Source organism: Streptomyces sp. A 4/2, from assembly GCF_940670765.1.
Lineage (GTDB): Bacteria > Actinomycetota > Actinomycetes > Streptomycetales > Streptomycetaceae > Streptomyces.
Genome location: NZ_CALNVW010000037.1, coordinates 117,034 through 143,971 on the forward strand (window position 1 = coordinate 117,034; position 26,938 = coordinate 143,971).

Annotated in this window: 19 protein-coding genes; 10 read left to right on the plus strand and 9 right to left on the minus strand. The window is 70.5% G+C overall.

Going from position 1 to position 26,938, the window contains the following annotated elements; genetic code table 11:
• Positions 1 to 17 precede the first annotated feature (17 nt).
• Positions 18 to 1,241 (plus strand): MFS transporter, encoded by a 1,224-nt coding sequence (locus tag NBY69_RS27495; protein ID WP_250304446.1) that lies wholly within the window; start codon positions 18 to 20, stop codon positions 1,239 to 1,241.
• Here NBY69_RS27495 and NBY69_RS27500 read toward each other — a convergent pair.
• From NBY69_RS27500 to NBY69_RS27525, 6 genes are all read right to left on the minus strand, one after another.
• Positions 1,213 to 2,964 carry an NAD+ synthase gene (locus NBY69_RS27500; protein ID WP_250304448.1) on the minus strand — a complete coding sequence of 584 codons (1,752 nt, stop codon included), beginning with the start codon at positions 2,962 to 2,964 and terminating at the stop codon, positions 1,213 to 1,215. The two genes, NBY69_RS27495 and NBY69_RS27500, sit on opposite strands and share 29 nt — an antisense overlap.
• Positions 2,965 to 3,115: 151 nt before the next feature.
• Positions 3,116 to 4,756, minus strand: a complete 1,641-nt coding sequence (locus tag NBY69_RS27505) for a multicopper oxidase family protein (RefSeq protein ID WP_250304449.1) — start codon at positions 4,754 to 4,756, stop codon at positions 3,116 to 3,118.
• A gap of 71 nt (positions 4,757 to 4,827) precedes the next feature.
• Positions 4,828 to 5,328, minus strand: a complete 501-nt coding sequence (locus NBY69_RS27510; protein ID WP_250304451.1) for a hypothetical protein — start codon at positions 5,326 to 5,328, stop codon at positions 4,828 to 4,830.
• 108 nt (positions 5,329 to 5,436) lie between these two features.
• Positions 5,437 to 7,386, minus strand: a complete 1,950-nt coding sequence (locus NBY69_RS27515) for a protease pro-enzyme activation domain-containing protein (RefSeq protein ID WP_250304453.1) — start codon at positions 7,384 to 7,386, stop codon at positions 5,437 to 5,439.
• Between the two features lie 109 nt (positions 7,387 to 7,495).
• Positions 7,496 to 8,092, minus strand: a complete 597-nt coding sequence (locus NBY69_RS27520; protein WP_250304637.1) for a DUF305 domain-containing protein — start codon at positions 8,090 to 8,092, stop codon at positions 7,496 to 7,498.
• Between the two features lie 68 nt (positions 8,093 to 8,160).
• On the minus strand, positions 8,161 to 8,835 hold the full coding sequence (locus NBY69_RS27525; protein ID WP_250304456.1) for a DUF3105 domain-containing protein: 675 nt from the start codon (positions 8,833 to 8,835) through the stop codon (positions 8,161 to 8,163).
• Positions 8,836 to 9,210: 375 nt separating this feature from the next.
• Between NBY69_RS27525 and NBY69_RS27530 the strand changes: the two genes are divergently transcribed.
• The 4 genes from NBY69_RS27530 (at position 9,211) to NBY69_RS27545 (ending at position 16,488) form a co-directional block, all read left to right on the plus strand.
• Positions 9,211 to 10,572 carry a glutamine synthetase family protein gene (locus NBY69_RS27530; protein WP_250304457.1) on the plus strand — a complete coding sequence of 454 codons (1,362 nt, stop codon included), beginning with the start codon at positions 9,211 to 9,213 and terminating at the stop codon, positions 10,570 to 10,572.
• Positions 10,573 to 10,894: 322 nt separating this feature from the next.
• Complete coding sequence (locus NBY69_RS27535; RefSeq protein ID WP_250304459.1) at positions 10,895 to 12,292, plus strand: alpha-amylase family protein; 1,398 nt, start codon at positions 10,895 to 10,897, stop codon at positions 12,290 to 12,292.
• A 226-nt stretch (positions 12,293 to 12,518) separates the two neighbouring features.
• Positions 12,519 to 13,274: a DUF3472 domain-containing protein gene (locus NBY69_RS27540; RefSeq protein ID WP_250304461.1), complete on the plus strand. Its 756-nt coding sequence runs from the start codon at positions 12,519 to 12,521 to the stop codon at positions 13,272 to 13,274.
• A 181-nt stretch (positions 13,275 to 13,455) separates the two neighbouring features.
• Positions 13,456 to 16,488 carry a bifunctional [glutamine synthetase] adenylyltransferase/[glutamine synthetase]-adenylyl-L-tyrosine phosphorylase gene (locus NBY69_RS27545; protein WP_250304463.1) on the plus strand — a complete coding sequence of 1,011 codons (3,033 nt, stop codon included), beginning with the start codon at positions 13,456 to 13,458 and terminating at the stop codon, positions 16,486 to 16,488.
• A 97-nt stretch (positions 16,489 to 16,585) separates the two neighbouring features.
• On the opposite strand, the gene NBY69_RS27550 is transcribed toward NBY69_RS27545, so the two are convergent.
• The 3 genes from NBY69_RS27550 to NBY69_RS27560 form a co-directional block, all read right to left on the minus strand.
• Positions 16,586 to 17,566, minus strand: a complete 981-nt coding sequence (locus tag NBY69_RS27550) for a phosphatase PAP2 family protein (RefSeq protein WP_250304465.1) — start codon at positions 17,564 to 17,566, stop codon at positions 16,586 to 16,588.
• A 76-nt stretch (positions 17,567 to 17,642) separates the two neighbouring features.
• Positions 17,643 to 18,707, minus strand: a complete 1,065-nt coding sequence (locus NBY69_RS27555) for a LacI family DNA-binding transcriptional regulator (protein WP_250304467.1) — start codon at positions 18,705 to 18,707, stop codon at positions 17,643 to 17,645.
• A 25-nt stretch (positions 18,708 to 18,732) separates the two neighbouring features.
• A complete protein-coding gene (locus NBY69_RS27560; RefSeq protein ID WP_250304469.1) occupies positions 18,733 to 20,358 on the minus strand; it encodes a glycoside hydrolase family 13 protein in 1,626 nt (541 codons plus the stop codon).
• A 289-nt stretch (positions 20,359 to 20,647) separates the two neighbouring features.
• On the opposite strand from NBY69_RS27560, the gene NBY69_RS27565 reads away from it, so the two are divergent.
• The 5 genes from NBY69_RS27565 (at position 20,648) to NBY69_RS27585 (ending at position 26,664) form a co-directional block, all read left to right on the plus strand.
• On the plus strand, positions 20,648 to 21,919 hold the full coding sequence (locus NBY69_RS27565) for an extracellular solute-binding protein (RefSeq protein WP_250304471.1): 1,272 nt from the start codon (positions 20,648 to 20,650) through the stop codon (positions 21,917 to 21,919).
• A gap of 87 nt (positions 21,920 to 22,006) precedes the next feature.
• Positions 22,007 to 22,987: a carbohydrate ABC transporter permease gene (locus NBY69_RS27570; protein WP_250304473.1), complete on the plus strand. Its 981-nt coding sequence runs from the start codon at positions 22,007 to 22,009 to the stop codon at positions 22,985 to 22,987.
• 54 nt (positions 22,988 to 23,041) lie between these two features.
• A complete protein-coding gene (locus tag NBY69_RS27575; protein ID WP_250304474.1) occupies positions 23,042 to 23,947 on the plus strand; it encodes a sugar ABC transporter permease in 906 nt (301 codons plus the stop codon).
• Positions 23,948 to 23,995: 48 nt separating this feature from the next.
• Entirely contained in the window at positions 23,996 to 25,645 is a 1,650-nt protein-coding gene (locus NBY69_RS27580; RefSeq protein ID WP_250304475.1) for a glycoside hydrolase family 13 protein, read from the plus strand.
• Positions 25,633 to 26,664, plus strand: coding sequence for a LacI family DNA-binding transcriptional regulator (locus tag NBY69_RS27585; protein ID WP_250304477.1), 1,032 nt, complete (start codon positions 25,633 to 25,635; stop codon positions 26,662 to 26,664). The genes NBY69_RS27580 and NBY69_RS27585 overlap by 13 nt, the downstream gene beginning before the upstream one ends.
• Positions 26,665 to 26,938 lie beyond the last annotated feature (274 nt).

Below are 26,938 nucleotides of genomic sequence, written 5' to 3' on the forward strand. Positions count from 1 at the left end.
AGAGAAGGCCCCCTTTCATGCCCCTGGCCCTGCTCGCGCTGGCCATTTCCGCGTTCGGCATCGGCACGACCGAATTCGTGATGATGGGCCTGCTGCCCAACGTCGCGGACGACCTGGGCACCTCGGTGCCCACGGCGGGCTACCTCGTCTCCGCCTACGCGATCGGCGTCGTCATCGGCGCCCCGCTCCTCACCGCCCTCGGCTCCCGCGTCCCGCGCAAGCGGATGCTGCTGCTCCTGATGGGGCTGTTCACCGTCGGCAACCTCGCCTCCGCCCTCGCCCCCGGCTTCGGCTGGCTGCTGGCCGGGCGGGTACTCGCCGGGCTGCCGCACGGCGCGTTCTTCGGGGTCGGCGCGGTCGTCGCCTCCGGCCTGGTCGAGGAGGGCAGGCGCGGCCGTGCCGTCGCCACCATGTTCCTCGGCCTGACCATCGCCAACATCGTCGGCGTACCCGCCGCGACCCTGCTCGGGCAGCACCTCGGCTGGCGCGCCACCTTCGTCGTGGTCGGTGTGATCGGGCTGGTGGCGCTGGCCGCACTGGCCCGGCTCGTCCCGTACGTCCCCGTCGACGCGGGACAGGGCCTGCGCCACGAGGTACGCGCCCTCGGCAACCGCCAGGTGCTCCTCGGGCTGCTCACCGCGGTCTTCGGCTTCGCCGGGGTCTTCGCCGTCTACAGCTACCTCGCCTCGATCACCACCGAGGTCATGGGTTTCTCCGAGTCCTCGGTGACCCTGGTGCTCGCCCTCTTCGGCATCGGGATGACGCTGGGCGCGCTGGCCGCGGGGCCGCTGAGCGACCGGGCGCTGCGCCCCACGGTGTACGGCTCGCTGGGCGCGCTCGCCGTCGTCCTGGTCGCGTTCGACTTCACGGTCCATGTGAAGTGGGCCGCGCTGGTCAGCGTGGTGCTCCTGGGCGCGGTCGGTTTCATGACCACGACACCGCTGCAGATGCTGGTGATGAAGAAGGCCAGTTCCGCGCCGACGCTGGCCTCCGCCTCCAACCACTCCGCCTTCAACCTCGCCAACGCGGGCGGTGCCTGGCTCGGCGGCGTCGCCATCGCGGCGGGCTGGGGCTGGATGTCACCGACCCTGGTGGGCGCGGCGCTCGCCGTGATCGGACTGGCCGTCGCGGTGACCGCGGGCCTGCTGGACCGCGGTACGCCGAAGGGGGCCTCCCGCGTGGTCGCGGAAGGCCCCCGTACGGAACGTGCGCTCAGCTCGTCTCGCGCCAGCGGTTCGTGATCGGCAGCCGCCGGTCCTTGCCGAAGCCCTTCGCCGAGATCTTGGTGCCCGGCGGGTACTGACGGCGCTTGTACTCCGCGGTGTCCACCATCCGCAGTGTCTTCGCCACCAGTTCCGGATCGAACCCGGCCGCGACGATGGTGTCCTGGCCCTGGTCGGCGTCGACGTACATCGCCAGGATCGCGTCGAGCACCTCGTAGTCCGGCAGCGAGTCCGTGTCGACCTGGCCGGGCCTCAGCTCGGCGCTGGGCGGCTTGGAGATCGAGTTCTCCGGGATCGGCGGGGTCTGGCCCCGCTCGGCCGCCGCCCGGTTGCGCCACTCGGCGAGCCGGAAGATGGCCGTCTTGTAGACGTCCTTGATCGGCCCGTACGCGCCGACCGAGTCGCCGTAGAGCGTCGAATAGCCCACCGCCAGCTCGGACTTGTTGCCCGGCGCGAGCACGATCTGGCCCTCCTGGTTGGAGATGGCCATCAGCGTCGTGCCGCGCAGCCGCGACTGGAGGTTCTCCTCGGCGAGACCGGTGAGGGAGAGCGAGTCCATGTACGCGTCGAACATCGGCGCGATCTCCACGGTCCGGAAGTTCAGCCCGGTACGGCGGGCCAGTTCGGCCGCGTCGCCCCGGGAGTGGTCCGAGGAGTACTTGGACGGCATCGAGACGCCGTACACGTTCTTCGCGCCGAGCGCGTCGCAGGCGATGGCCGCGACGAGCGCGGAGTCGATCCCGCCGGAGAGCCCGATCAGGACCGAGCCGAAGCCGTTCTTCGCGGCGTACGCACGCAGCCCGACGACCAGCGCGGTGTACAGCTCCTCGTCGTCGTCCAGCCGGTCCGCGTAACCGCCCGCGACATCGGTCCCGTACGCCGGGAGCGGTTCGGCGGAGAGGGTGACGTGCTCGACCCGCAGTCCGTCGTCGACCACACCGGCCGGGACCGGACCCGCGGCGGGCAGCTCCAGGTCGAGGACCACACAGCCCTCGGTGAACTGCGGTGCGCGCGCGACGACTTCACCGTTCTTGTCGACGACGATCGAGTCGCCGTCGAAGACCAGCTCGTCCTGGCCGCCGGTCATCGCGACGTACGCGGTGGTGCAGCCGGCCTCCTGGGCCCGCTTGCGGACCAGTTCCAGCCGCTGGTCGTCCTTGTTCCGCTCGTACGGCGACGCGTTGATGGAGAGCAGCAGCCCGGCTCCGGCGGACCGGGTGGCCGGGACCCGGCCGCCGTCCTGCCAGAGGTCCTCGCAGATGGCGAGCGCGACGTCGATGCCGTGCACCCGGATCACCGGCAGGGTCTCGCCGGGGACGAAGTAGCGGAACTCGTCGAAGACGCCGTAGTTCGGCAGGTGGTGCTTGGAGAAGGTCAGTGCGACCTCCCCGCGGTGCAGCACGGCCCCGGCGTTGCGCGGCGCGCCCGCGGGCTGGCCGTAGCGGGGCTGGGCCTGCTCGGTGCGGTCGAGGTAGCCGACGACGACGGGGACCTCCCCGAACCCCTCGCCGGCGAGCCGCGTGGCGAGCGCGCGCAGCGCGGCCCGGGACGCGTCGACGAAGGACGACCGCAGAGCGAGGTCCTCGACGGGGTAGCCGGTCAGCACCATCTCGGGGAACGCCACCAGGTGGGCGCCCTGCTCGACGGAGTGCCGGGTCCAGTGGACGATCGCCTCGGCGTTTCCGGTGAGGTCACCGACGGTCGAGTCGATCTGATTCAGTGCGAGGCGTAGTTGAGGCACGGGCCCAGTGTATTCGTCTCTCTGACGCGATGTCCTGGCGGGAGCGTGCGCGGTACGTCACTCGCCCGTACCGCGCACGCTTCCGTACCGCGGCCACCGCACCCGTGGACGGTGCCGGTGGACCGCACCCGTGGACCGTGCCCGGGACGGGTCAGTCCTGGTAGCCGAGCACCGTCATCATGCCCGCCTCCGCGTGGTAGACGTTGTGGCAGTGGATCATCCACAGCCCCGGGTTGTCCGCGTCGAAGTCGACGCTCAGCGTGCCCTTCGGCAGCACGATCGCGGTGTCCTTGCGGGCGCCGCCGGGCCGCGTGGTGAGCGCGAAGGTGTGCCCGTGCAGATGCAGCGGGTGCCACATCCCGGTGGGGTTGCTGAAGACCAGCCGCACCCGCTCACCCTTGCGGACCGGGTGCCGCCGGTCCGGGGCGTACGGCTTGCCGTCGAAGCCCCAGTCGTACGCCGCCATCCCGCCGGTCAGCCGCAGCCGCACCGTCCGGTCGGGGGTGCGGTGTGCCAGGGCCACCGATTCGGCTGCCTCCAGCCGGTCGGCGGTGACCAGCTTCCCGGACAGCTCCTTCGGCCGTACGGACGCGGTGGGCGCCGCACCGCCGGAGGTGCGCAGCACCGCGAGGGCCGCGGCGCCCTTGCCCTCGGCCAGCGCGGTCAGCGGGAACGCGCCGTCGCCCGCGGTGACCAGGACGTCGTACCGCTCACCCATGCCCAGCAGCAGCGCGTCGGTCGTGGTGTGCCGGACCGGGTAGCCGTCCGTGTGGGTCACCGTCAGCCGGTGGCCGCCGAGTGCGATCCGGAAGGCGGTGTCACCACCGGCGTTGATGATGCGCAGCCGGATGCGGTCGCCGGGCTCGGCCGTGAAGACCGAAGGGTCCTGCGCGGTACGGCCGTTGACCAGGTAGTACGGATACGCGACATCGCCCGCGTCGCCGCCGAGCAGGGGGCTGGTGGCACCCATGAGCATCCGGGACGGCGTGCGGTGCGAGGCGGACGGGGAGGGGCCGGGCGATGCGCCCGTGGCCGTGCCGGCCCTGCCTCCCATTCCCTCCATCCCGTCCATGCCATCCATCCCGCCCATGTCGCCCATGTCGTGGCCGTCGTGACCGCTGCCGCTGCCACTGCTGTGGTCCGGGCCGTCCTTCTCGGGCGACGGGCCCATGCCACCCCGCAGCTCCGCCAGTACCGCGTCCGGTGTCGAGCCGCCGACCCCGTCGACCCAGTCGTCGAGGATCACCACCCACTCCTTGTCGTAGGCGAGGGGCTCCCTGGGGTCGTCGACGATCAGCGGGGCGTACAGCCCCCGGTCCTGCTGTACGCCGGAGTGCGGATGGAACCAGTACGTCCCCGGGTCGGGAACTGCGAACCGGTACGTGAAGTCCGCGCCCGGTTTGACGGCCCGCTGGGTCAGTCCCGGTACGCCGTCCATGGCGTTGGGCAGGGCGATGCCGTGCCAGTGCAGCGAAGTGGACTGCGGCAGATGGTTGGCGACGGTGACGGCGAGGGTCTCGCCCGCGGTGGCGCGGATCTCCTTGCCGGGCAGCCGGTCCCCGTACGCCCAGGAGCTGACGGTCCGGCCGCCGCCGAGGTCGAGCGAGGCCCGCGCGGCGGTGAGCCGGATCTTCCGCCCGGCAGCGGAGCCGGAGTCCGAGCCGGAGCCGGAGTCCGAGCCGGAATGGTGGTGGCCGTCCGGCGACGACGAGCACGCCGCCAGGAGTCCGGTGCCCGCGACCGCGAGCGACGCGCCGAGCACGGAACGGCGTGAGGGGTGGTGAATGCGCATGACTGAACTGCACCTCGTGAGGAAAGTCGGTGGAACGAGCGTGAAGGGGTGCGTCTACAGCTCGTGCGCTCTTATCTGCGCAGGACCGACAGTCTGCCGAGGGGAGGGGCGAGCGGCGGCGGGTTCGGCCACAGGGCCCGCAGCAGCGGGGTGGCGGCCACCGCGGCCGGACGGCCCGCCGGGTGGCGCAGCAACAGCGCGGCGGCCCAGGCCACCAGGACGGCCAGACAGACCGACATGGGGTCCATCAGGGGCTGGTGAGGGGCGTGTTCGGTGTGCTGCCGATGTGCACGCACGGGCGCCGCGTGCGGGACCGGTGCGGTCGGCGGGTGCGCCGCCGCCGGAGCCATCGCAGGAGCCGCCGCCGGGTGGGCCTCGGGCATCCGGACTTCAGGCATCCGGGCCCCGTCCGCCCGGACTTCGGGCATCCCGGCCCCGGCCATGACCGTCCCGGTCATCGGCGCCCCGGCCTGTGCCGGGTGGCCCACCGTGTGCATCATGACGATCCCGAACAGCAGAGCGGCGAACAGCAACAGCTGTCCGCCCCTGGTGCTCCGCCCGGTCGCCGTCATGCGGCCACCCTACCCCCGCCCGGTATACGGGAGGGGGCAGGGTGGCGTCCGCACGAGAGGCAGGAGTGACTGCTCCGGGCGGTTACGTCAGCTTGATGCTTCCGCTTGTCACTTCAGCCGGTACGAGTTCACGTAACCGGCGGCCGGCGAACCGACACCGGTGACGACGTCGTAGCCCTTCGTCGCCTCCAGCGAGGCGTCGTCGCCCAGACCGCGCAGCGAGGTCAGCAGACCACCGGACGCGTCGATCGAGTTCGCGAAGTCCACCCGGACGACCGCGAGGTCACGGTTCTTGCCCAGCGGGTGGTCGGTGACGTCGTGGTAGACCTTCGAGCCGAAGCGGTCGTAGATCGACGGGTTCGCGAAGCCGATCGGGACACCGTGCCGCGCCTGCTGTGCCAGCGCCTGGACACCGGCGAGAACCGGGGCCGCAAGCGAGGTGCCGCCGATGCGGTACTCGCTGTACTGCTGCGAGCCGTCGGGGAAGGTCTGCGTCTGGCCCACCAGGAAGCCGGTGTTGGGGTCGGCGACCGCCGAGATGTCCGGCACCGTGCGCATGGGGTTGCCGCCGTTGGCCCGCGAGAGGGTCTTGGGCACCACGTTGCGCTGGTAGTACGGCTGCGCCACGGTCCTGCTGGTGCCGCCGCCCGCGCCGCTCGTGTAGGCGCCCGGGTACCCGGCCCAGCTGTTGCCGTCGGCGGCGAGGTTGGACTTCACCGTGCCCCAGCCGGTCTCCCACTGGTACTTGTCACCCTTGCCCACGGCCAGCGCGGTACCGCCGACAGCGGTGACCCAGGCGGAGTTGGCCGGGGTGTCGACCTGCTTCGTGCCGGTGTGCGCGACCTCGTCGCCGTTGTCACCGGAGGAGAAGTAGAAGCCGATGCCCTCGATCGCGCCCATCTGGAAGACCTGGTCGTACGCGGCTGCGACGGCCGGGGTCTCGTTGGCCTCGATGTCGCCCCACGAGTTGGAGACGATGTCGGCGAGCCGACTGTCGACGATCTTGTTCAGGGAGTCGAGCAGCGCGTCGTCGTTGCAGGACGCGGCGCCGACGTACCGGATGTCGGCCTTGGGCGCCACCGCGTGCACGGCCTCGACGTCGAGGGTCTCCTCGCCGTACCAGCCCGCCGCGCCGCACTCGTCGACGTCCGTGTAGGCGTCCGGCAGGACCTGCTGGAGCTGGCCCTTGGCGTACGCGCCGTCACCGTTGCTCTTCGCGTACTTGCTCGCGTCGGCGGCGATGTACGGCGAGGCGTAGGCGTCGGTGATGGCGACCGTGACGCCCTTGCCGTTCTTGTCGCCCGCGCCGTAGGCGGAGCGCAGCTGCTTGCCGGTGTAGCCCTTGATCGCGTACGGGGCCTGGACCCCGCCGGCGCTCGGCAGCTTCTTGTTGACGTTGGAGCCGAAGTACGTCGAGAACGGCCCGGCGTTCTTGAAGACCGCGTCCGGCGGCGGCAGCGTGTCGTCGTGCTTGACCTTGTGCGGGGCGTTGTCGAGGCCGACGACCGTCAGCACGGCGCCGCCCAGCGACGCGGGCGCGGAGGCCGCGGCCGTCGGGGCCCGGTAGGTCTTGTTGCCCTTGCGGTAGTTGTGCAGCTTGGTCGAGAACGCCTTCTCGGCCGCGCTGACGTCGCCGCTGACCGAGACGTAGTGCTGGTTCGACCCGGTGACCGTGAGCCCGGCGGACTTCAGCCAGGCGGTGACCTGCTTGATCTGCTCCGGCGTCGCGCCGAAGCGGGCCTGCGCCTGCTTCGCGGTCAGGTACTTGCCGTACGAGGCGGACTGCGGGTCCGACACCTGCTGGGCGTACGCCGTCAGGCCCTGCGCGTCCCGGCCGGCCAGATAGACCCGGGCGTTCACCTGGGCGGATCCGGCGGCGGCGCCGCGGTCGGCCGAGGACTTCGCCCACTGGGGCCTGGTGCCCTGGAGCGTGTGGCGACTGCCCGGACCGGAGTCGGCGTTGGCGCTGGGTACGGACAGAGCCAACGCGCCGGCGAGCAGCGGCAGTGTCGCTGCCACGCTCAGACCGGCGCGTATCTTCGAGCGGCTGGATCTCATGGAACCCCCTGTGTTGCGGTTCGTCGCAGGTACGCGTGTACGCCACACCTTGCCCGATGAACGGCTCATGCCAGGGGCATGCGATGACCAAGAAGAGACCAAGGAAGGGTCATGAGTGGTCAGTTGATCCCGATGTTGCCGAAGCGCCCCTTTCCTTCAGCAGATCGGCCATGAGCTGCACCTCCGACTGCTGGGCGGCGACCATTCCCTGGGCGAGCTTCCGCTCCGTACCGACCTTGCAGAGCTGCACACAGCCCTCCGCCATGTGGATGCCGCCCTGGTGATGGGCCGTCATCAGCTGGAGGTAGCGGATCTCCGCCTGCTTGCCGCTCAGCCCGCGCAGGGTGTCGAGCTGCGCCCTGGTCGCCATGCCCGGCATCAACGCCCCGTCGGTGGACGGCTCCTGGCCCATTCCCATCCACTGCATCGGCAGCCTGGCCGCGTCGGTGACCGGCAGCCCCCAGAGGTTCAGCCAGCCCGTCATCATCCCGCGCTGGTTGGCCTGGGTGTTGGCGATGTCGTACGCGAGACGGCGCACGTCCGCGTTCTCCGTGCGGTCCCGGACGATGAACGACATCTCCACGGCCTGCTGGTGATGCACCGACATGTCGCGGGCGAACCCCGCGTCCGCGGAGTCGGCGGTGGGCGTGCGGACGGCGGACGCGCGGGCCGCGGACGGGTCCGGGCCGCCGGTGGTGAACGCCATGGTGGCCGCAGCCGCGCAGAGCAGCGCGAGGACGACGGCGGCGACCGCCAGCAGCCGGGTGCTCCGGCTCACTGTGCGTCCAGCCCGCCCGTGCAGGCCGCGCCGGGCTCCGGCGTCTGCGGGCCCTGCACGTACTTGGTGAAGAACTCGTTCACCCTCGGGTCGTCGGCGCCGTTCACCGTCAGCTGCTTGCCCCAGGCGCTGAGCATGATCGCCCCGGCCTGGCCCGGGTACGGACTCATCAGGGAGTAGGGGGTCGTGGAGACCTTGGCGCCGAGCTTCTTCACATCGGCCGCGGGCGCCTTGTCGGTGTAGGTGACCCAGACGGAGCCGTGCTCCAGCGCGTGCACGGCGTTCCGGTCGGGGACCGCCTTGGTGTAGACGTTGCCGTTGCAATTCAGCCAGACCTGGTCGTGGTCCCCGCCCACCGGCGGCTTCATCGGGTACGTGACCGCCGTGGTGACGTGCTTACGGCCCAGCTTCTTCACGTCCCAGTCCCGCTCGCCCTTGATCGGCCCCGCGGTCGTCGCGGCGTCCGACTTGCTGTCGGCGGTGGCGGTGGAGGCCTTGTCGTCGGACCGGTTACTGAGGGCGTAGGTGCCGAACCCGATCAGACCCGCCACGGCGACCGCGGCCACCACGATCGCGACGGTGCGGATGCGGCGCTCACGTGATTTCTGGGCGCGGCGCATCTCCTCTATTCGGGCCCTGCGATCGTTCTTCGGACTCTCGGTCGAAGCCATCGGTCAGTCCTTCTGGATACGGGCGGAGACGGGCCGGGTCAGGAAGGCCGCCGTGCCCGCCGGATGCGCTACGGGGCCCCCTCGCGCAGATGGTAGTGGTGGGGCGCACGGCATGGCAGTGCGCGGCTGCGGAGCGACCGCGGTCCCCGGAACGCCGGTGGCGGCGAGGCCCGCCGGGGAGGCCCGCGCCCCTGACTCGTTCACCGCCTCGGCGTGACCCACAATGGAGTCCGCGGTACGCCTGAACAGGGTGAGATGTTCGGACGAAGGTTCGCAACATGCCGGAAATCGTGTGGTGGGATGCTCATGAGCCCCGGTGTCTCCGGAGGCGTGGGAGCAGGTGGCTGACCAGCAAGGATGGGTAGGGCGGTACATATGGACAAGCAGCAGGAATTTGTGCTCCGGACGCTGGAGGAGCGCGACATCCGCTTCGTGCGGCTGTGGTTCACCGATGTACTCGGCTTCCTGAAGTCGGTCGCCGTGGCCCCCGCCGAGCTGGAGCAGGCCTTCGACGAGGGCATCGGCTTCGACGGCTCCGCCATCGAGGGCTTCGCCCGGGTCTACGAGTCCGACATGATCGCCAAGCCCGACCCCAGTACCTTCCAGATCCTGCCCTGGCGCGCGGAGGCCCCGGGCACCGCCCGGATGTTCTGCGACATCCTGATGCCGGACGGCTCCCCTTCCTTCGCCGACCCCCGCTACGTACTGAAGCGGATCCTCGCCAAGACGTCCGACCTGGGCTTCACCTTCTACACCCACCCGGAGATCGAGTTCTATCTCCTGAAGGACAAGCCCCTCGACGGGACCCGCCCCACCCCCGCCGACAACTCCGGCTACTTCGACCACACCCCGCAGAACGTCGGCATGGACTTCCGCCGCCAGGCCATCACCATGCTCGAATCGATGGGCATCTCGGTCGAGTTCAGCCACCACGAGGGCGCCCCGGGCCAGCAGGAGATCGACCTGCGGTACGCGGACGCGCTGTCGACCGCCGACAACATCATGACCTTCCGCCTGGTCATGAAGCAGGTCGCGCTGGAGCAGGGCGTCCAGGCCACCTTCATGCCGAAGCCGTTCAGCGAGTACCCCGGCTCGGGCATGCACACCCACCTCTCCCTCTTCGAGGGCGACCGCAACGCCTTCTACGAGTCGGGCTCCGAGTACCAGCTCTCCAAGGTCGGCCGCTCCTTCATCGCGGGCCTGCTGAAGCACGCCGCCGAGGTGTCTGCGGTGACCAACCAGTGGGTCAACTCCTACAAGCGCATCTGGGGCGGCTCGGCCCGCAGCGCGGGAGCGGGCGGCGAGGCCCCCTCGTACATCTGCTGGGGCCACAACAACCGCTCCGCGCTGATCCGCGTCCCCATGTACAAGCCGGGCAAGACCGGCTCGGCCCGGGTCGAGGTCCGCTCCATCGACTCCGGCGCCAACCCGTACCTGACGTACGCGCTGCTGCTCGCCGCCGGCCTCAAGGGCATCGAGGAGGGCTACGAACTCCCGCCCGGCGCCGACGACGACGTCTGGGCGCTGTCCGACTCGGAGCGCCGGGCGATGGGCATCGAGCCGCTGCCGCAGAACCTGGGCGAGGCGATCGAACTGATGGAGCGCAGCGAACTGGTCGCCGAGACGCTCGGTGAGCACGTCTTCGACTTCTTCCTGCGGAACAAGAAGCAGGAGTGGGAGGAGTACCGCAGCGAGGTCACCGCGTTCGAGCTGCGGAAGAACCTGCCGGTGCTGTAAGGCGGATCAGAGGGATCAGACGGGCCCCAGCACCCGGGCCGCAGTCCGAGGTGCTGGGGGTGAGCGCGAGGCCGAGGTCCGGCGAGCACGCCGCGAGGCCGTGCGCAGGATGGCCGCCGCGCTCGCCGACGGGATCCCGCCCTCGTCCGCCGCCCGTCGACCGCACTGGATCGCGTGAGCGGGGCCCGGTCCCACCGGCTGTAATTTCTTGCTGCAAGGTTCAGGAAATCCCTTGCAGATATCTTGACGTGTCCATCTCCACGGCGGGAGGCTCCTCGGGCGCAGCCTCGCGGGACGCGGGGCCCGACCACAGGAGCCGCTCATGAGATCCCGTGCCCTACGCAGCGGGCTGGCCGTACTGCTCGCGGCGACCGGCCTCACCTTCGCCGCCCAGCCGTCCGCGCAGGCGACCCCGCCCGGCAGCAAGGACGTCACCGCCACCCTCTTCGAGTGGAAGTACGACTCCGTGGCCAAGGCCTGCACCGACAGCCTCGGCCCGGCCGGGTACGGGTACGTCGAGGTCTCACCGGCGTCCGAGCACATCCAGGGCGACCAGTGGTGGACCTCGTACCAGCCGGTCAGTTACCGCATCGCCGGGCGGCTCGGCGACGAGACCTCGTTCCGGAACATGGTGAACACCTGCCACGGTGCCGGGGTGAAGGTCGTCGCCGACGCGGTGATCAACCACATGTCGGCCGGCTCGGGGACGGGCACCGGGGGCACGGGCTACAGCAAGTACGACTACCCCGGCTTCTACCAGGACCAGGACTTCCACTCCTGCCGCACCGACATCAGCAACTACGGCGACCGCGACAACGTCCAGAACTGCGAACTCGTCGGCCTGGCCGACCTGGACACCGGCAGCGACTACGTCCGCACCACCATCGCCGGCTACCTGAACCACCTCATCTCGCTCGGGGTGGACGGATTCCGGATCGACGCGGCGAAGCACATGGCGGCCGGTGACCTCGCCGCGATCAAGGCGAAGCTCTCCGACCCCGGGATCTACTGGGCGCAGGAGGTCATCTACGGCGCGGGCGAGGCCGTCCAGCCGGGCGAGTACACCGGGACGGGCGACGTGGACGCCTTCCAGGGCGCCTTCGACCTCAAGCGGATCTTCAGCAGCGGGCAGCTGTCCTCCCTCGGCAACTGGGGCCAGTCCTGGGGCAGCGGATACCTCGCGAGCGACAAGTCCCGTACGTTCGTGGACAACTGGGACACCGAGCGCAACGGCTCCACGCTCAGCTACAAGGACAACGCCACCTACACCCTGGCCAACGTCTTCGTGCTGGCCTGGCCCTACGGCTCGCCGAACGTGTACTCCGGGTACGAGTTCTCCAGCAACGACGCCGGCCCGCCCAACGGCGGTACGGTCAACGCCTGTTACAGCGACGGCTGGAAGTGCCAGCACGCCTGGCCGCAGATCGCGAACATGGTCGGCTTCCGCAACGCGGTCTCCGGTACCGCGGTGACCGACTGGTGGTCCGACGGCGGCAACGCCATCGCCTTCGGCCGCGGCAGCAAGGGCTTCGTCGCGATCAACCACGAGGGCGGCCCGCTGACCCGGACGTTCAGCACCTCGCTGCCGGGCGGCACCTACTGCGACGTCCAGCACGGCGGGACGACGTACACCGTCGGCCCGGACGGCACGTTCACCGCCACCGTCGGGTCCGACGACGCGGTCGCCCTCTACGCGGCGAGTTCCTGCTCGGGTACGTGAACACCGATGGCCGGGACGGCCCTCGCCGCGGCGGTCCCGGCCGCCCCGCCGGTACGGGTGCGCGGGCTCTTGGACTTTGGCGCCGGCGCACTTGTCCTTTCGTCGCGATCTGTTGACGAACCGTCAGGTCGTGCGTGAACGTGCTTGTTCAGCGTCACCGGTGAACAGGACCACTCACCTTCACTGCACGGCCACGTGAACTCCACCCCCCACTCAGGAGACACACATGCGGATGCGGAAACTGATCACGACCGGAACCCTCACCGCGGCGGCGGGCGCCGCCGTGCTGCTGATGGGACCCGCGGCCCCGGTACAGGCGGCCGACACCGGCCAGACCCCGGGCACCTACGCCTACTGGAACGCGCCCCAGGACGTCACATCGGTCTCGATCCCGATGACCCTCCAGCACTCCCCGGGCAACTACAACGCCTACTGGTCCACCCAGTTCACCTTTGCCGGGAGCGGAGCCTCCGGCTACATGGGCTTCCAGACCCACGCCGACGGCGGCGGCATGTTCCTCGTCTCCATCTGGAACGGGACGGCGGCCACCGCGGGCGGCGCAGGCACCTACTGCCAGGACTTCGACGAGGGCGGCACCGGCAAGACCTGCCGGCTGGACCAGCGCCCGGTCGAGGGACACCAGTACGCGATGCAGGCGGAACAGCAGTCCGGCTCGAACTGGAAGTACTCCATCGTGGACCGGACCGCCGGCACCACCACGGTCCTCGGCACCATCAGGATCGACGGCGACCACTCCATGGCCGGCGGCAGTTTCATCAGCTGGACCGAGTACTTCGACTGGAACAACCCCGCCACGACCTGCGCGGACGCCAAGTACTCCAAGCTCCTGTTCGGCATCCCCACCACCAGCGCGGGCAACGGCACTTACCAGTCGTCGAGCCTCAGCGACACCTGCCAGGACATCGCCAAGGTGACACTGGACGGCTCCGGCGCCACCGAGGAGAACGGCATCGGACAGTAACTCCGCACCCCGTCCGCCCGGCCTCCCCTCCCCGGGGCCGGGCGCGACGGTGCGGACGGCCCCCACGCTTGCCTCCGGCCGGGACGGTGCCGCCCCTCGGGAGGGCCGCTCACCGCTGCTGCGGCTAGGCTCGGAACCCGGACTTCGATCTGCCGGGTGGACCGGCTCGGGAGGCGGCGGCATGACGGTGCCGGGGCGCAGAAGCAGTACCTTCACCCGGCTGTTGCGGCACGGTTTCACCGACCCCTCGGCCGCCGAACGGCTCCTCGACGCCCCGGAGCTCGCCTCCGTACGCACCGATCCGGTACTCCTCGACGCCCTGGGCGCCACCGCCGACCCGGACCTCGCGCTGCTCGCCCTCGTACGCATGGCCGAGTCCCAGGAGCCCGACGAGCGGCAGACCCTGCTGGACATGCTGATCGCGGCGAAACCGCTGCGCGACCGGCTGCTCGGGGTGCTCGGCGCCTCCGAGGCGCTCGGCGACCACCTGGCGCGGCACCCGCACGACTGGCACGCCCTCGTCACCTACGAGACGTCGGATCTGCACCCGGGCGTCGTCGAGTTCGAGCGCGGTCTCGCCGACGCGGACGACCCGGTGTCCCTGCGGATCGCCTACCGGCGGTGCCTGCTGTCCATCGCGGCACGCGACGTGTGCGGGACGACAGAGGTCGGACAGACCGCCGCCGAGCTGGCCGACCTGGCGACGGCCACCCTGCGCGCCGCCCTCACGATCGCCTCCGCCGCCGCCCCGCAGGACGCCGCGCTGTGCCGTCTCGCCGTCGTCGCCATGGGTAAATGCGGGGGACACGAGCTCAATTACGTCTCCGACGTGGATGTCGTCTTCATCGCCGAGCCCGCCGTCACCGTCCTGGTCACCGGCGGAAACGGCGACTCCGGTGACGCCGCTGACGAGACCGAGACCGAAGCCGTCCAGGCCGCCACCCGGCTCGCCGCCCACATGATGCGGATCTGCTCCGAGACCAACATCGAAGGCACCATCTGGCCCGTCGACGCCAACCTGCGTCCCGAGGGGCGCAACGGGCCGCTGGTGCGTACCCTGTCCAGCCATCTCGCGTACTACCAGCGCTGGGCCAAGACCTGGGAGTTCCAGGCACTGCTCAAGGCGCGGGCGGTCGCCGGTGACCTCACGCTCGGCGAGGAGTACGTCGAAGCCGTCAGGCCCCTGGTGTGGCAGGCGTCGGAGCGCGACAACTTCGTCACCGACGCCCAGAAGATGCGCCGCCGGGTCGTCGACAACATCCCGCCCGCCCTCGTCGAGCGCGAGCTGAAACTCGGGCCCGGCGGGCTGCGGGACGTGGAGTTCGCCGTCCAGCTGCTCCAGCTCGTCCACGGACGCAGCGACGCCACCCTGCGCAGCGGGAACACCCTGGAGGCCCTGGACGCGCTGGCGGTGGGCGGCTATGTGGGCCGGTCCGACGCCGCGCAGCTGGACGAGGCGTACCGGTTCCTGCGCGCCATGGAGCACCACATCCAGCTGTACCGGCTCCGGCGCACCCACCTCGTACCCGAGGGCGAGGCCGATCTGCGCAGGCTCGGGCGTTCACTGGGGCTGCGCACCGACCCCGTCGCCGAGCTGACCAGGGCGTGGAAACGGCACGCGGCCGTCGTACGGAAGCTGCACGAGAAGCTCTTCTACCGGCCGCTCCTCGACGCCGTCGCCCAGCTGGCCCCCGGCGAGATCAGGCTCAGCCCGAAGGCCGCCGGCCAGCGCCTCGAAGCGCTCGGGTACGCCGACCCGGTCGGCGCCCTGCGCCACCTGGAGGCGCTGTCCTCCGGGGTCTCCAGGAAGGCCGCCATCCAGCGCACCCTGCTGCCCGTGCTGCTCGGCTGGTTCGCGGACTCCGCCGACCCGGACGCCGGTCTGCTCGGCTTCCGCAAGGTCTCCGACGCGCTCGGCAAGACCCCCTGGTACCTGCGGCTGCTCCGCGACGAGGGGGCCGCCGCGGAGAACCTCGCCCGGGTCCTCTCGGCCGGCCGCCTCGCCCCCGACCTGCTGCTGCGCGCCCCCGAGGCGGTCTCGCTGCTCGGCGCGCGCGGTGGCCTCGACCCGCGCAGCCGCGACAACCTCGAACAGGAGGTCCTGTCGGCCGTCGGCCGGGCGGAGACCCCCGAGGGCGCGGTCGCGTCGGCGCGCGGGGTCCGCCGCCGGGAACTCTTCCGTACGGCGGCGGCCGACCTGATCAGCTCGTACGGCACCGAGGAGAACCCCGCCGAACCGGACCCGGGCGCCCTGGTGGACCGCGTCGGCAACGCCGTCACCGACCTGAACGCCGCGACCCTCGCCGGCGCCCTGCGGGCCGCCGTACGGGCCGAGTGGGGCGACACCCTGCCGACCAGGTTCGCGGTCATCGGCATGGGCCGTTTCGGCGGCCACGAGCTGAGCTACGGCTCGGACGCCGATGTGCTCTTCGTGCACGCCCCGCGGGACGGCGTGGACGACCAGGAAGCGGCCAGGGCGGCCAACGCCGTCGTCGCCGAGATGCGCAGGCTGCTCCAGCTGCCGACCGCCGACCCGCCGCTGCTGATCGACGCGGACCTGCGCCCCGAGGGCAAGAGCGGCCCGCTGGTGCGGACGCTGGCCTCCTACGCCGCGTACTACCGCCGCTGGTCGCGCGTCTGGGAGAGCCAGGCGCTGCTACGCGCCGAACCGATGGCGGGCGACGCCGACCTGGGCCGGAGCTTCGTCGAGCTGATCGATCCGCTGCGCTACCCCGCCGAGGGCCTCGGTGACGACGCGGTACGGGAGATCCGCCGCCTCAAGGCGCGGATGGAGTCGGAGCGGATGCCGCGCGGCGCGGACCCGACCCTGCACGCGAAGCTCGGCCGGGGCGGGCTCAGTGACGTCGAGTGGACGGTGCAGCTGTTGCAGATGCAGCACGGCTGGCGGCTGCCGGGCCTGCGGACCACCCGTACCCGCAGGGCCCTGGCCGCCGCCCACGAGGCGGAACTGCTGTCCACCGAGGACGCGCAGACCCTGGACGAGGCGTGGGTGCTGGCCTCGCGGGTGCGCAACGCGGTGATGCTGGTGCGGGGGAGGGCCGGTGACACGTTCCCCTCGGACGGGCGGGAACTGGCGGCGATGGCCCGGTACCTGGGGTACGAGACGGGACACGTGGGCGACATGATCGACGACTACCGCCGGGCCACACGGCGGGCCCGCGGGGTCATGGAGGAGCAGTTCTACGGGGCGTAGCCGTACGGTGTACGGGTTCTGCGCGGGATCCCCGGGAGAACCCCGGCCCCAGCCGGTCGTGCCCAGCCGGTCGTGCCCAGCCGGTCGTACCCGGCCCTCAGTCGCCGGACGGGGTCGATCTCGCCGACGCCGGACGGTCGGTGGCCGGTCCGGGGCGGCGGCCCTTGGCGGTCACGGGGCGCTCCTGGCCGCCCTCGCGCGGCTCGGAGGCGTCCCCGCCCAGATAGCGGGAGGCCACGATCCGGCCCGGCTGCCTGCTCTTGGGCACCCGGGGCAACTGATGCGGCAACGCCCCGTACCAGCTGTACGACAGAGCCGTACCGAACGCCAGGCAGAGCACTCCGCCCACCGCGTCCAGCCAGAAGTGGTTGGCCGTCGCCACGATCACCAGCAGTGTCAGCACCGGGTACAGCAGGCCCAGGATCCGCGCCCAGGGCGCCTTCGCCAGGGCGAAGATGATCAGGCCGCACCAGAGCGACCAGCCGATGTGCATCGACGGCATCGCCGCGTACTGGTTCGACACGTTCTTGAGGTTGCCCGAGGCCATCGAGCCCCAGGTGTCGTGCACCAGCACGGTGTCGACGAAGTGGCTGTGGGGCATCAGACGTGGCGGTGCCAGGGGGTACAGGTAGTACCCCACCAGCGCCACCGCGGTCGTCGCGAACAGCGCGAGCCGGGCCGCCGCGTAGCGGCCCGGATGGAAGTGGAAGAGCCACACCAGGACACTGATCGTCATGATGAAGTGCATGGTCGCGTAGTAGTAGTTCATCCCGACGATCAGCCATGTCACCGAATTCACGGCGTGGTTGACGCTCTGCTCGACTGCGATACCGAGGGTGTGCTCCGCACGCCAGACCCAGTTGGCATTGCGGAGCGCCTCCGCCTTCTGCTCCGGTACGGCGTTGCGGATCAGCGAGTACATCCAGTAACTCAGCGCGATCAGCAGGACTTCGAACCAGATGCGGGGACGGCGGGGTGTACGAAGTCGCCCGATGAGAGAGATATGAGGCTCCTTGGCCACGACGGGTGACGCGGCGGCCGTAAGGCCTTCCAGTGTCTTCACGGTCGTTTCACCCATAGGAAAAGAGTCTGCCAGAAACTCCGCTTCCCACAGATCATCCCTCGGCGGCGCCCGGCCCGCACCTGCTAGGACGCTACCGGGCCTGCTCCGCGCCCCTGGAACGGGAAGTTGACGCCGGGGCGGAACCCGGGCCGGAAGCGGTGGAACCACGGACCACCAGCTCCGTCATGAAGACGAATTCGCTGTGCGGCGCGGGCGTACCGCCGACCTCTTCGAGCAGGGCCCGGACGGCGGCCTGCCCCATGGCGGTGACCGGCTGGCGGATCGTGGTCATCGGCGGATCCGTGAACGCTATGAGCGGGGAGTCGTCGAAGCCGACCACCGAGATGTCACGCGGCACGTCGAGCCCGAGCTGGCGGGCGGCCCGGATGGCACCGAGTGCCATCATGTCGCTGGCGCAGACCACCGCCGTACAGCCGGCGGAGATGAGCGCCGACGCCGCGGCCTGGCCGCCCTCCAGCGTGTACAGCGAGTGCTCGATCAGCTGCTCGCTCTCGGCCGGGGACAGCCCGAACCGGTCCTGCATCGCGGCCTGGAAGCCCTCTGTCTTCCGCAGCACCGGGACGAAGCGCCGCGGCCCGAGCGCGAGCCCGATCCGGGTGTGCCCCAACGAGGCGAGGTGGGTGACGGCCAGCCGCATCGCGGCCCGGTCGTCGGGCGAGATGAAGGGCGCCTGCACCTTCGGCGAGAAGCCGTTGACCAGGACGTACGGCACGCCCTGGGCGCGCAGCTGCTCGTAGCGCCGCATGTCCGCCGTGGTGTCCGCGTGCAGCCCGGAGACGAAGATGATGCCCGCGACCCCGCGGTCCACCAGCATCTCGGTGAGCTCGTCCTCGGTGGAGCCGCCCGGGGTCTGGGTGGCCAGCACCGGGGTGTATCCCTGGCGGGTGAGCGCCTGACCGATGACCTGCGCCAGTGCCGGGAAGATCGGGTTCTCCAGCTCGGGGGTGATCAGCCCGACGAGGCCCGCGCTGCGCTGGCGCAGCCGGACGGGACGTTCGTAGCCGAGCACGTCGAGTGCGGCGAGAACGGACTCGCGGGTGGCCGCCGCTACCCCCGGCTTGCCGTTGAGGACCCGGCTGACCGTCGCTTCGCTGACCCCCGCCTGGGCTGCGATGTCGGCAAGCCGTGCGGTCATGGGAAGGGACTGTACCGGGCCCATGTCAGATTGCCCACCAGGTGCAGGAATCGGCGGGAATGCGAACGGTGTCACCGGAGAGGACCGGCTCGGACGTGGCGAGCAGCGGCCTTCCGGGGGTGGGCAGTTCGGCCGCCTCGGAGAGCGTGTTGACGGTACAGACGAATCCGGGCCGGGCGAAGACCAGGACACCCTCGGGGCCGTCGAGCCACTCCAGGGAGCCGTCGCCCAGGCCGTCCAGCTCGCGCCGCAGCTTCAACGCGGTGCGGTACAACTCCAGGGTCGAGTCCGGGTCACCGGTCTGTGCCTGCACGGAGTGTTCCCGCCAGTTCTCGGGCTGCGGCAGCCATCCCGGGCCGGGCCCGAAACCGTACGAAGGGCCGTCCTCGGTCCAGGGGATCGGCACCCGGCACCCGTCCCGCAGCCCCTCCTGCCCGGCGCTGCGGAAGAACGACGGGTCCTCGCGCAGCTCGTCCGGGAGGTCGGTGACCTCGGGCAGGCCGAGTTCCTCGCCCTGGTAGACGTACGCGGACCCGGGCAGCGCCAGCATCAGCAGGGCGGCGGCACGGCCCCGGCGCAGCCCGGTGGCGCCGCCGCCGTACCGCGTCACATGGCGTACGACGTCGTGGTTGGAGAGCACCCAGGTGGTGGGCGCGCCCACCGAAGCAGTGGCGGCCAGCGAGTCGTCGACGACCGCGCGCATCGCCGCTGCGTCCCAGGGGCACCTGAGGAACTGGAAGTTGAAGGCCTGGTGCAGCTCGTCGGGGCGCACGTACAGCGCGAGGCGCTCGGCCGTGGGGGCCCACGCCTCGGCGACGCCGATGCGCTCGCCCGGGTACGAGTCGAGCAGCCGCCGCCAGGAGCGGTGGATCTCGTGCACCCCGTCCTGGTCGAAGAACGGCAGTACCTGGGAGCCGATCATCTTGACCTGCTCGCGGCTGCCGATGTCCGGCAGCCCGGCGGCCTTGACCATGCCGTGGGCGACATCGACGCGGAAGCCGTCCACCCCGCGGTGGTCACCACCGGCGCCGAGCTCCAGCCAGAAGCGCAGGATCGCCTCGAACTCCGCGCGCACCTCGGGGTTCTCCCAGTTGAGGTCGGGCTGCTCGCCCGCGAAGAGATGGAGGTACCAGGCGCCGTCCGCCACCCTCGTCCAGGCCGGTCCGCCGAACACCGACTCCCAGTCGTTGGGCGGCAGTTCACCGTCTCCGCCCCTGCCCGGCCGGAAGTGGTACCGGGACCGGGCGGCGCTGCCCGCGCCTCCGGCCAGCGCCTCCTTGAACCAGATGTGCTGGTCCGAGGTGTGGTTCGGGACGACGTCCACGATCACCCGCAGTCCGAGCCGGTGCGCGGCGCGCAGGAGCGCCTCGGCCTCCGCGAGATCCCCGAAGAGCGGGTCGACGACGCGGTAGTCCGCGACGTCGTAACCGCCGTCCGCCTGGGGCGAGGCGTAGAACGGGGTGAGCCAGACCGCGTCCACGCCCAGCTCCGCGAGGTACGGCAGCCGCTCCGTGATGCCCCGCAGATCGCCGATGCCGTCGCCGTCGCTGTCCGCGAAGGACCGCACGTACACCTGGTAGATGACGGCGTCCCGCCACCATCCGGTGGATTCCGCGTCGGCGGCGGTCGCGGGGGAGAGGGGCTGCGTCATGAGGGTCCCTTTCGGAAGACTTGCAACGTACGGGAACAACGCTCGTGGACTCCGAAAGTAACAGCCTTGCAAGAGCTTGCGGTGGTGTTCGGGGGGTTGCCGGAAGGCTGGAAGTGCCCCAACAAGCCGTTTGACAAGGGTCGCAATGGCAACCTTGCGGACACGCTGAGGTAACGAAGCCTGGTTCTTGCAGAAAATCTACGCAAGGTCTTTCGGACTTCTTGCATCCTTGTTACGTTCCTCGACGACCCGGAGCCGTGATGGAGCGGCACCCGTTGAAGGAGTTCACATGCGACGTGGCATAGCGGCCACCGCTCTGGTTGCGACCCTGGCGCTCGCGGCGACGGCTTGCGGCGGCGACAGCGGCAGCGGCAAGGCGGACGGTCCCACCACCATCACCTGGTGGGACACCTCGAACGCCACGAACGAGGCCGCCACCTACCAGGCCCTGGTCAAGGAGTTCGAAAAGGCGAACACGGGCATCAAGGTCAAGTACGTCAACGTGCCCTTCGACCAGGCGCAGAACAAGTTCGACACGGCCGCCGGTGCGAAGGGTGCCCCGGACGTGCTGCGCTCCGAGGTCGGCTGGACCCCCGCCTTCGCGAAGAAGGGCTACTTCCTCCCGCTGGACGGCACCGAAGCCCTCAAGGACCAGGCGAAGTTCCAGCCCAACCTGCTGAAGCAGGCGCAGTTCGACGGCAAGACCTACGGTGTCCCGCTGGTCACGGACACCCTCGCCTTCGTCTACAACAAGGCGCTCTTCGCCAAGGCCGGCATCACCAAGGCCCCGACCACCTGGGACGAGCTGAAGAAGGACGCCGCAGCCGTCAAGTCCAAGGACAAGGTGGACGGTTACTGGGCCAGCACCGCCGGCTACTACGCGCAGCCCTTCCTCTACGGCGAGGGCACCGACACCGTCGACGTCGCCGGGAAGAAGCTCACCATCGCCGGCGCCCCGGCGGTCAAGGGCCTGGAGACCTGGAAGGGCCTCTTCGACGGTCCGGGTCTGCACAAGCCCGACATCACCGCCGACGCCTACGCCCACCAGCAGGACGCCTTTGTCAACGGCAAGGTCGCGTCGATCATCCAGGGTCCCTGGGAGATCACGAACTTCTACAAGGGTTCGGCCTTCGCGGACAAGAACAACCTCGGCATCGCCACCGTCCCGGCCGGTTCCACCGGCAAGGCGGGCGCACCGACCGGCGGTCACAACCTCGCCGTCTACGCCGGTTCCGACAAGGCCCACCAGGACGCGTCGCTGAAGTTCCTGAACTTCATGACCTCGGCGAAGAGCCAGGAGACGGTCGCGCTGAAGAACTCCACCCTGCCGACCCGCACGGACGCGTACACCGCGAAGGTCACCGCCGACCCGGGCATCGCCGGCTTCCAGAAGGTGCTGAGCGCCTCGCAGCCGCGCCCCGAACTGCCCGAGTACAGCTCGCTCTGGGGTCCGATGGACACCGAACTGCCCAAGGTCGCCAGCGGCAAGGAGTCGCTGCAGGACGGCGTCAAGTCCCTGACCGAGGCCATGGCCAAGCTCGTTCCCGACTTCAGTAAGTGATCCACCGGCTGCCGGACCCGCACACCACGCGGGCCCGGCAGCCGCACGCGTCGCCGCCCCGCCGAACTCCCCCGAAAAGGTGTCAAGATGACCGTTGCCGTCGAAGGCGCGGGCCCCGAGCGTCGAGGGCCGGCGCAGCGCTTCAAGAACTCCTGGCAGAAGCACTGGTACGCCTACGCGATGGCCGCCCCGGTGGTCGTCGTCCTCGGTGTCCTCGTCGGGTACCCGCTCGTCCAGGGTCTGTACCTCACCCTCACCGACGCGAACAGCCTCAACTCGGCCCGCACCATCGGCGTCAACCACATCGACGCCACCTACAAGTTCATCGGTCTGCACAACTACGCGGACATCCTCTGGGGCCCGACGGCCTGGGACCGCTTCTGGTCGCACTTCCTCTGGACCGTCGTCTGGACCGCGGCCTGTGTGACCCTGCACTACGTCATCGGCCTCGGCCTGGCCCTGCTGCTCAACCAGAAACTGCGCGGGCGCACCTTCTACCGGATGATGCTGATCCTGCCCTGGGCCGTCCCGACCTTCGTCACGGTCTTCTCCTGGCGGATCATGCTCGGCGACTCCGGCATCGTGAACTCGGTGCTCGGCAGCCTGCATCTGCCCCAGCCCGCCTGGCTGGAGGAACCGCACTTCCAGCAGCTCGCCGCGATCGTCGTCAACACCTGGTGCGGTGTGCCCTTCATGATGGTCTCGCTGCTCGGCGGACTCCAGTCGATCTCCGCGGACCTCTACGAGGCGGCCGAGATGGACGGTGCGAGCCCCTGGCAGCGCTTCCTCAACGTCACGCTCCCCGGGCTGCGTTCGGTCAGCTCCACCGTCGTCCTGCTCGGCATCATCTGGACGTTCAACCAGTTCGCCATCATCTTCCTGCTGTTCGGCAACGGCGCTCCGGACGCCCAGATCCTCGTCACCTGGGCCTACCGCCTCGGCTTCGGCCAGCAGCCCAGGGACTACGCCCAGTCCGCCGCGTACGGCGTACTGCTGCTGTCCGTCCTGATCGTCTTCACCTCCTTCTACCGCCGCTGGCTGGCCCGCAACGAGAAGGCCAACGGCTGACCGCCCCCCGATCAGGAAGACGGACCCGAAGACGGAACAGAAGGCAGGAATCCGATGACGACCCTCACCACAGAGACCCCGGCGGCGCAGCAGCCACCGGCGCCCGCACGCCCCAACCGCACGGTCCGCCGCGACCGGCCTTCCCGCCGCGCCACCGTGCTGTCGCACACCGCCCTGAGCATCGCCAGCCTGATCGCGCTCTTCCCGATCCTCTGGCTGGTCTTCCTCTCGCTCGGCCCCGACAAGAGCGACTACCTGCACCCGGGCCGCATCTGGTCCAAGGTGTCGTTCTCCAACTACTCGTTCGTCATGGAGCACACGGGCTTCTTCACCTGGCTCGGCAACACCGCGCTGATCGCCGTGTCGACCTGCCTCATCGGCGTCTTCATGGCCGCGACCACCGGCTACGCGGTCTCCCGGATGCGCTTCCCCGGCCACAAGAAGCTCATGTGGATCCTGCTGGTCACCCAGATGTTCCCGGTCGCCGTCCTGATGGTGCCGATGTACGTGATCCTCGCGGACCTCGGCCTCATCGACACCTTCGGCGCCCTGATCCTGGTGTACTGCTCCACCGCCGTGCCGTACTGCGCCTGGATGCTCAAGGGGTACTTCGACACCATCCCCTTCGAGATCGACGAGGCCGGCCGGGTCGACGGGCTCAGCCCCTTCGGCACCTTCTGGCGGCTCATCCTGCCGCTCGCCAGGCCCGGTCTCGCGGTGGCCGCCTTCTACACCTGCCTGACCGCCTGGGGCGAGGTGGCCTTCGCCTCCACCTTCATGCTCGACGACAGCAAGTACACCCTCGCGGTGGGCCTCTCCAGCTTCGTCAGCGAACACGACGCCCAGTGGAACTACATGGCGGCCACCGCCGTCCTCATCGCCATCCCCGTCTCCGCCATCTTCTACCTGGTGCAGAAGCACCTGGTCACCGGCCTGACGGCGGGCGGAACCAAGGGCTGAGCCCGCACCTTCTTCCGTACACCCGACCCCACATCTTCCAGGGAAGCCATGACTCAGCACTTCGCCGCCCCCACCGCCCCGACGACCGGCACCCCCACCGGCTGGTGGCGGGACGCGGTGATCTACCAGGTCTATCCGCGCAGCTTCGCCGACAGCAACGGCGACGGCATGGGCGACCTCGAAGGCGTACGCGACCGGCTCCCGTACCTGCGTGACCTCGGCGTCGACGCCGTCTGGCTCTCGCCGTTCTACGCGTCGCCGCAGGCCGACGCCGGGTACGACGTCGCCGACTACCGTGCCATCGACCCGATGTTCGGCACGCTCCTCGACGCCGACGCGATGATCCGCGACGCCCACGACCTGGGCCTGCGGATCATCGTGGACGTGGTGCCCAACCACTCGTCGGACCAGTACGCATGGTTCAAGCGGGCCATCGACGACGGCCCGGCCTCCCCGCTGCGCGACCGGTACCACTTCCGTCCGGGCAAGGGCGAGAACGGTGAACTCCCGCCCAACGACTGGGAGTCCATCTTCGGCGGCCCCGCCTGGACCCGGGTGGCCGACGGCGCCTGGTACCTCCACCTCTTCGCCCCCGAACAGCCCGACCTCAACTGGGAGCACCCGGCCGTCGCCGACGAGTTCCGCTCGATCCTGCGGTTCTGGCTCGACATGGGCGTCGACGGCTTCCGGGTCGACGTCGCGCACGGTCTCGTCAAGGCGGAGGGGCTGCCCGACATCGGCGGCAACGAGCAGCTGAAGCTGCTCGGCAACGACGTCATGCCCTTCTTCGACCAGGACGGCGTCCACGAGATCTACCGCTCCTGGCGCAGGATCCTCGACGAGTACCCGGGCGAGCGGATAGCCGTCGCCGAGGCCTGGACCCCGACCGTGGAACGCACCGCCCACTACGTGCGCCCCGACGAGCTGCACCAGGCCTTCAACTTCCAGTACCTGGGCACCCACTGGGACGCCGCCGAGCTGCGCGCGGTCATCGACGCCTCGCTGGCCGCGATGCTCCCGGTGGGCGCGCCCGCCACCTGGGTGCTCTCCAACCACGACGTCACCCGGCACGCGACCCGCTTCGCCAACCCGCCCGGCGGCACCCAGATCCGCACCGCGGGCGACCGCGAGCTCGGCCTGCGGCGCGCCCGCGCGGCCACGCTGCTGATGCTGGCGCTGCCCGGCTCCGCGTACGTGTACCAGGGCGAGGAGCTCGGCCTGCCCGACGTCACCGACCTGCCGGACGAGGTGCGCCAGGACCCGTCGTTCTTCCGCGCCGCCGGACAGGACGGCTTCCGCGACGGCTGCCGCGTCCCGCTCCCGTGGACCACCGACGGGCCCTCGTACGGCTTCGGCAGCGGCGGCAGCTGGCTCCCGCAGCCGCAGAGCTGGGCCGGGCTGAGCGTCGAGGCGCAGACCGGCGACCCCGGGTCCACCCTGGAGCTGTACCGCAGCGCGCTGGCACTGCGCCGGGAACACCCGGGCCTCGGCGCGGGCGACTCGGTCGACTGGCAGCCCGGCACCCCCGAGGGTGTACTGGCCTTCGCCCGCCCCGGCTTCCTCTGCACGGTCAACACCACGGCCGCCCCCGTACGCCTCCCGGTGCCCGGACGGCTGCTGCTCGCCAGCACCGCGACGACCGTCGAGGGGGACGAGTTCGAGCTGCCCGCGGACAGCACCCTCTGGTGGGCGGTGTGACGGCAGCCCCCCGGCTCGCGCACATCGCCGCGCAGGCCGCCGTGAGCGAGGCCACGGTCAGCCGGGTGCTCAACGGCAAGCCGGGCGTCGCGGACACCACGCGTCAGCGGGTGCTCGCGGCGCTCGACGTCCTCGGGTACGAGCGCCCGGTGCGGCTGCGGCAGCGCAGTGCGGGCCTGATCGGGCTGGTGACCCCCGAGCTCACCAACCCGATCTTCCCGGCCTTCGCCCAGGCCGTGGAGCAGGTCCTCGCGGGGCACGGCTACACCCCGGTTCTCTGTACGCAGATCCCGGGCGGCGCCACCGAGGACGAACTGGTCGGGCAGCTGGTGGAGCGTGGGGTGGGCGGCATCGTCTTCCTCTCCGGGCTGCACGCCGACACCTCGTCGGACCCTGCGCGGTACGCCGGACTGGCGGAGCGAGGGGTGCCGTTCGTCCTGATCAACGGCTACAACGAGCACATCAGCGCCCCCTTCGTCTCGCCCGACGACCACGCGGCGGCCCACATGGCGGTGCGCCACCTCGCGGACCTCGGCCACCGCCGGATCGGGCTGGCGGTCGGCCCGCTCCGCTACGTGCCGTCGCGCCGCAAGCGGGAGGGCTTCCTCGACGCGGTGGTGGCCCACCTCGGCCGGTCCCGGCAGGAGGCCGAAGTCCTGGTCCAGCACACCCTGTTCAGCGTGGAGGGCGGCCAGGTCGCGGCCGGCGCGCTGTTCGACCAGGGCTGCACGGCCGTGGTCTGCGGCAGCGACCTGATGGCCCTGGGTGTCGTCCGGGCCGCCCGTGAGCGGGGTCTCGACGTCCCCGACGACATCTCGGTGGTCGGCTTCGACGACTCGCAGCTGATCGCCTTCACCAACCCGCCCCTGACGACGGTCCGCCAGCCGGTCCAGGCGATGGCCGCGGCGGCGGTGGGCGCGCTCCTGGAGGAGATCGGCGGGAACCCGGTCCAGCGCACGGAGTTCGTCTTCCAGCCCGAGCTGGTGGTACGGGGGTCCACGGCCCGCCGGACCGGTTGACCGGTGCTGCGGGCGTGCCCGGCGAGCCCGGCACTCCCGGCGCTCCCGGCAGAAGGAGACCCCTGGGGCCTGCCCTGAGTTGGGCCGGCGGGGAGATGGCCCCGGGGGTCTCTCTGTGTATCCGAATCTAGCGTGACAGGTAACACTGCTGCAATCTTTTGCGGCAGGTCTTGCGAAGCGCGGGAAGCGGTGGGCGTGCGCCGACAAGCCACCGGCGTACGTGATGTGAGGGATCCGGTGAGGATCCGATCCTGTCCTGTGCAGGGGTGGACCG

Excerpts from the sequence above, each read along its gene's own strand:
- NBY69_RS27580 (WP_250304475.1), top strand. The coding sequence starts at position 23,996 with ATGACTCAGCACTTCGCCGCCCCCACCGCCCCGACGACCGGCACCCCC.
- NBY69_RS27505 (WP_250304449.1), bottom strand. The coding sequence starts at position 4,756 with ATGCGCATTCACCACCCCTCACGCCGTTCCGTGCTCGGCGCGTCGCTC.
- NBY69_RS27555 (WP_250304467.1), bottom strand. The coding sequence starts at position 18,707 with ATGACCGCACGGCTTGCCGACATCGCAGCCCAGGCGGGGGTCAGCGAA.
- NBY69_RS27535 (WP_250304459.1), top strand. The coding sequence starts at position 10,895 with ATGAGATCCCGTGCCCTACGCAGCGGGCTGGCCGTACTGCTCGCGGCG.
- NBY69_RS27570 (WP_250304473.1), top strand. The coding sequence starts at position 22,007 with ATGACCGTTGCCGTCGAAGGCGCGGGCCCCGAGCGTCGAGGGCCGGCG.
- NBY69_RS27540 (WP_250304461.1), top strand. The coding sequence starts at position 12,519 with ATGCGGATGCGGAAACTGATCACGACCGGAACCCTCACCGCGGCGGCG.
- NBY69_RS27575 (WP_250304474.1), top strand. The coding sequence starts at position 23,042 with ATGACGACCCTCACCACAGAGACCCCGGCGGCGCAGCAGCCACCGGCG.
- NBY69_RS27510 (WP_250304451.1), bottom strand. The coding sequence starts at position 5,328 with ATGACGGCGACCGGGCGGAGCACCAGGGGCGGACAGCTGTTGCTGTTC.
- NBY69_RS27545 (WP_250304463.1), top strand. The coding sequence starts at position 13,456 with ATGACGGTGCCGGGGCGCAGAAGCAGTACCTTCACCCGGCTGTTGCGG.
- NBY69_RS27550 (WP_250304465.1), bottom strand. The coding sequence starts at position 17,566 with ATGGGTGAAACGACCGTGAAGACACTGGAAGGCCTTACGGCCGCCGCG.
- NBY69_RS27565 (WP_250304471.1), top strand. The coding sequence starts at position 20,648 with ATGCGACGTGGCATAGCGGCCACCGCTCTGGTTGCGACCCTGGCGCTC.
- NBY69_RS27530 (WP_250304457.1), top strand. The coding sequence starts at position 9,211 with ATGGACAAGCAGCAGGAATTTGTGCTCCGGACGCTGGAGGAGCGCGAC.
- NBY69_RS27525 (WP_250304456.1), bottom strand. The coding sequence starts at position 8,835 with ATGGCTTCGACCGAGAGTCCGAAGAACGATCGCAGGGCCCGAATAGAG.
- NBY69_RS27520 (WP_250304637.1), bottom strand. The coding sequence starts at position 8,092 with ATGGCGTTCACCACCGGCGGCCCGGACCCGTCCGCGGCCCGCGCGTCC.
- NBY69_RS27515 (WP_250304453.1), bottom strand. The coding sequence starts at position 7,386 with ATGAGATCCAGCCGCTCGAAGATACGCGCCGGTCTGAGCGTGGCAGCG.
- NBY69_RS27495 (WP_250304446.1), top strand. The coding sequence starts at position 18 with ATGCCCCTGGCCCTGCTCGCGCTGGCCATTTCCGCGTTCGGCATCGGC.
- NBY69_RS27560 (WP_250304469.1), bottom strand. The coding sequence starts at position 20,358 with ATGACGCAGCCCCTCTCCCCCGCGACCGCCGCCGACGCGGAATCCACC.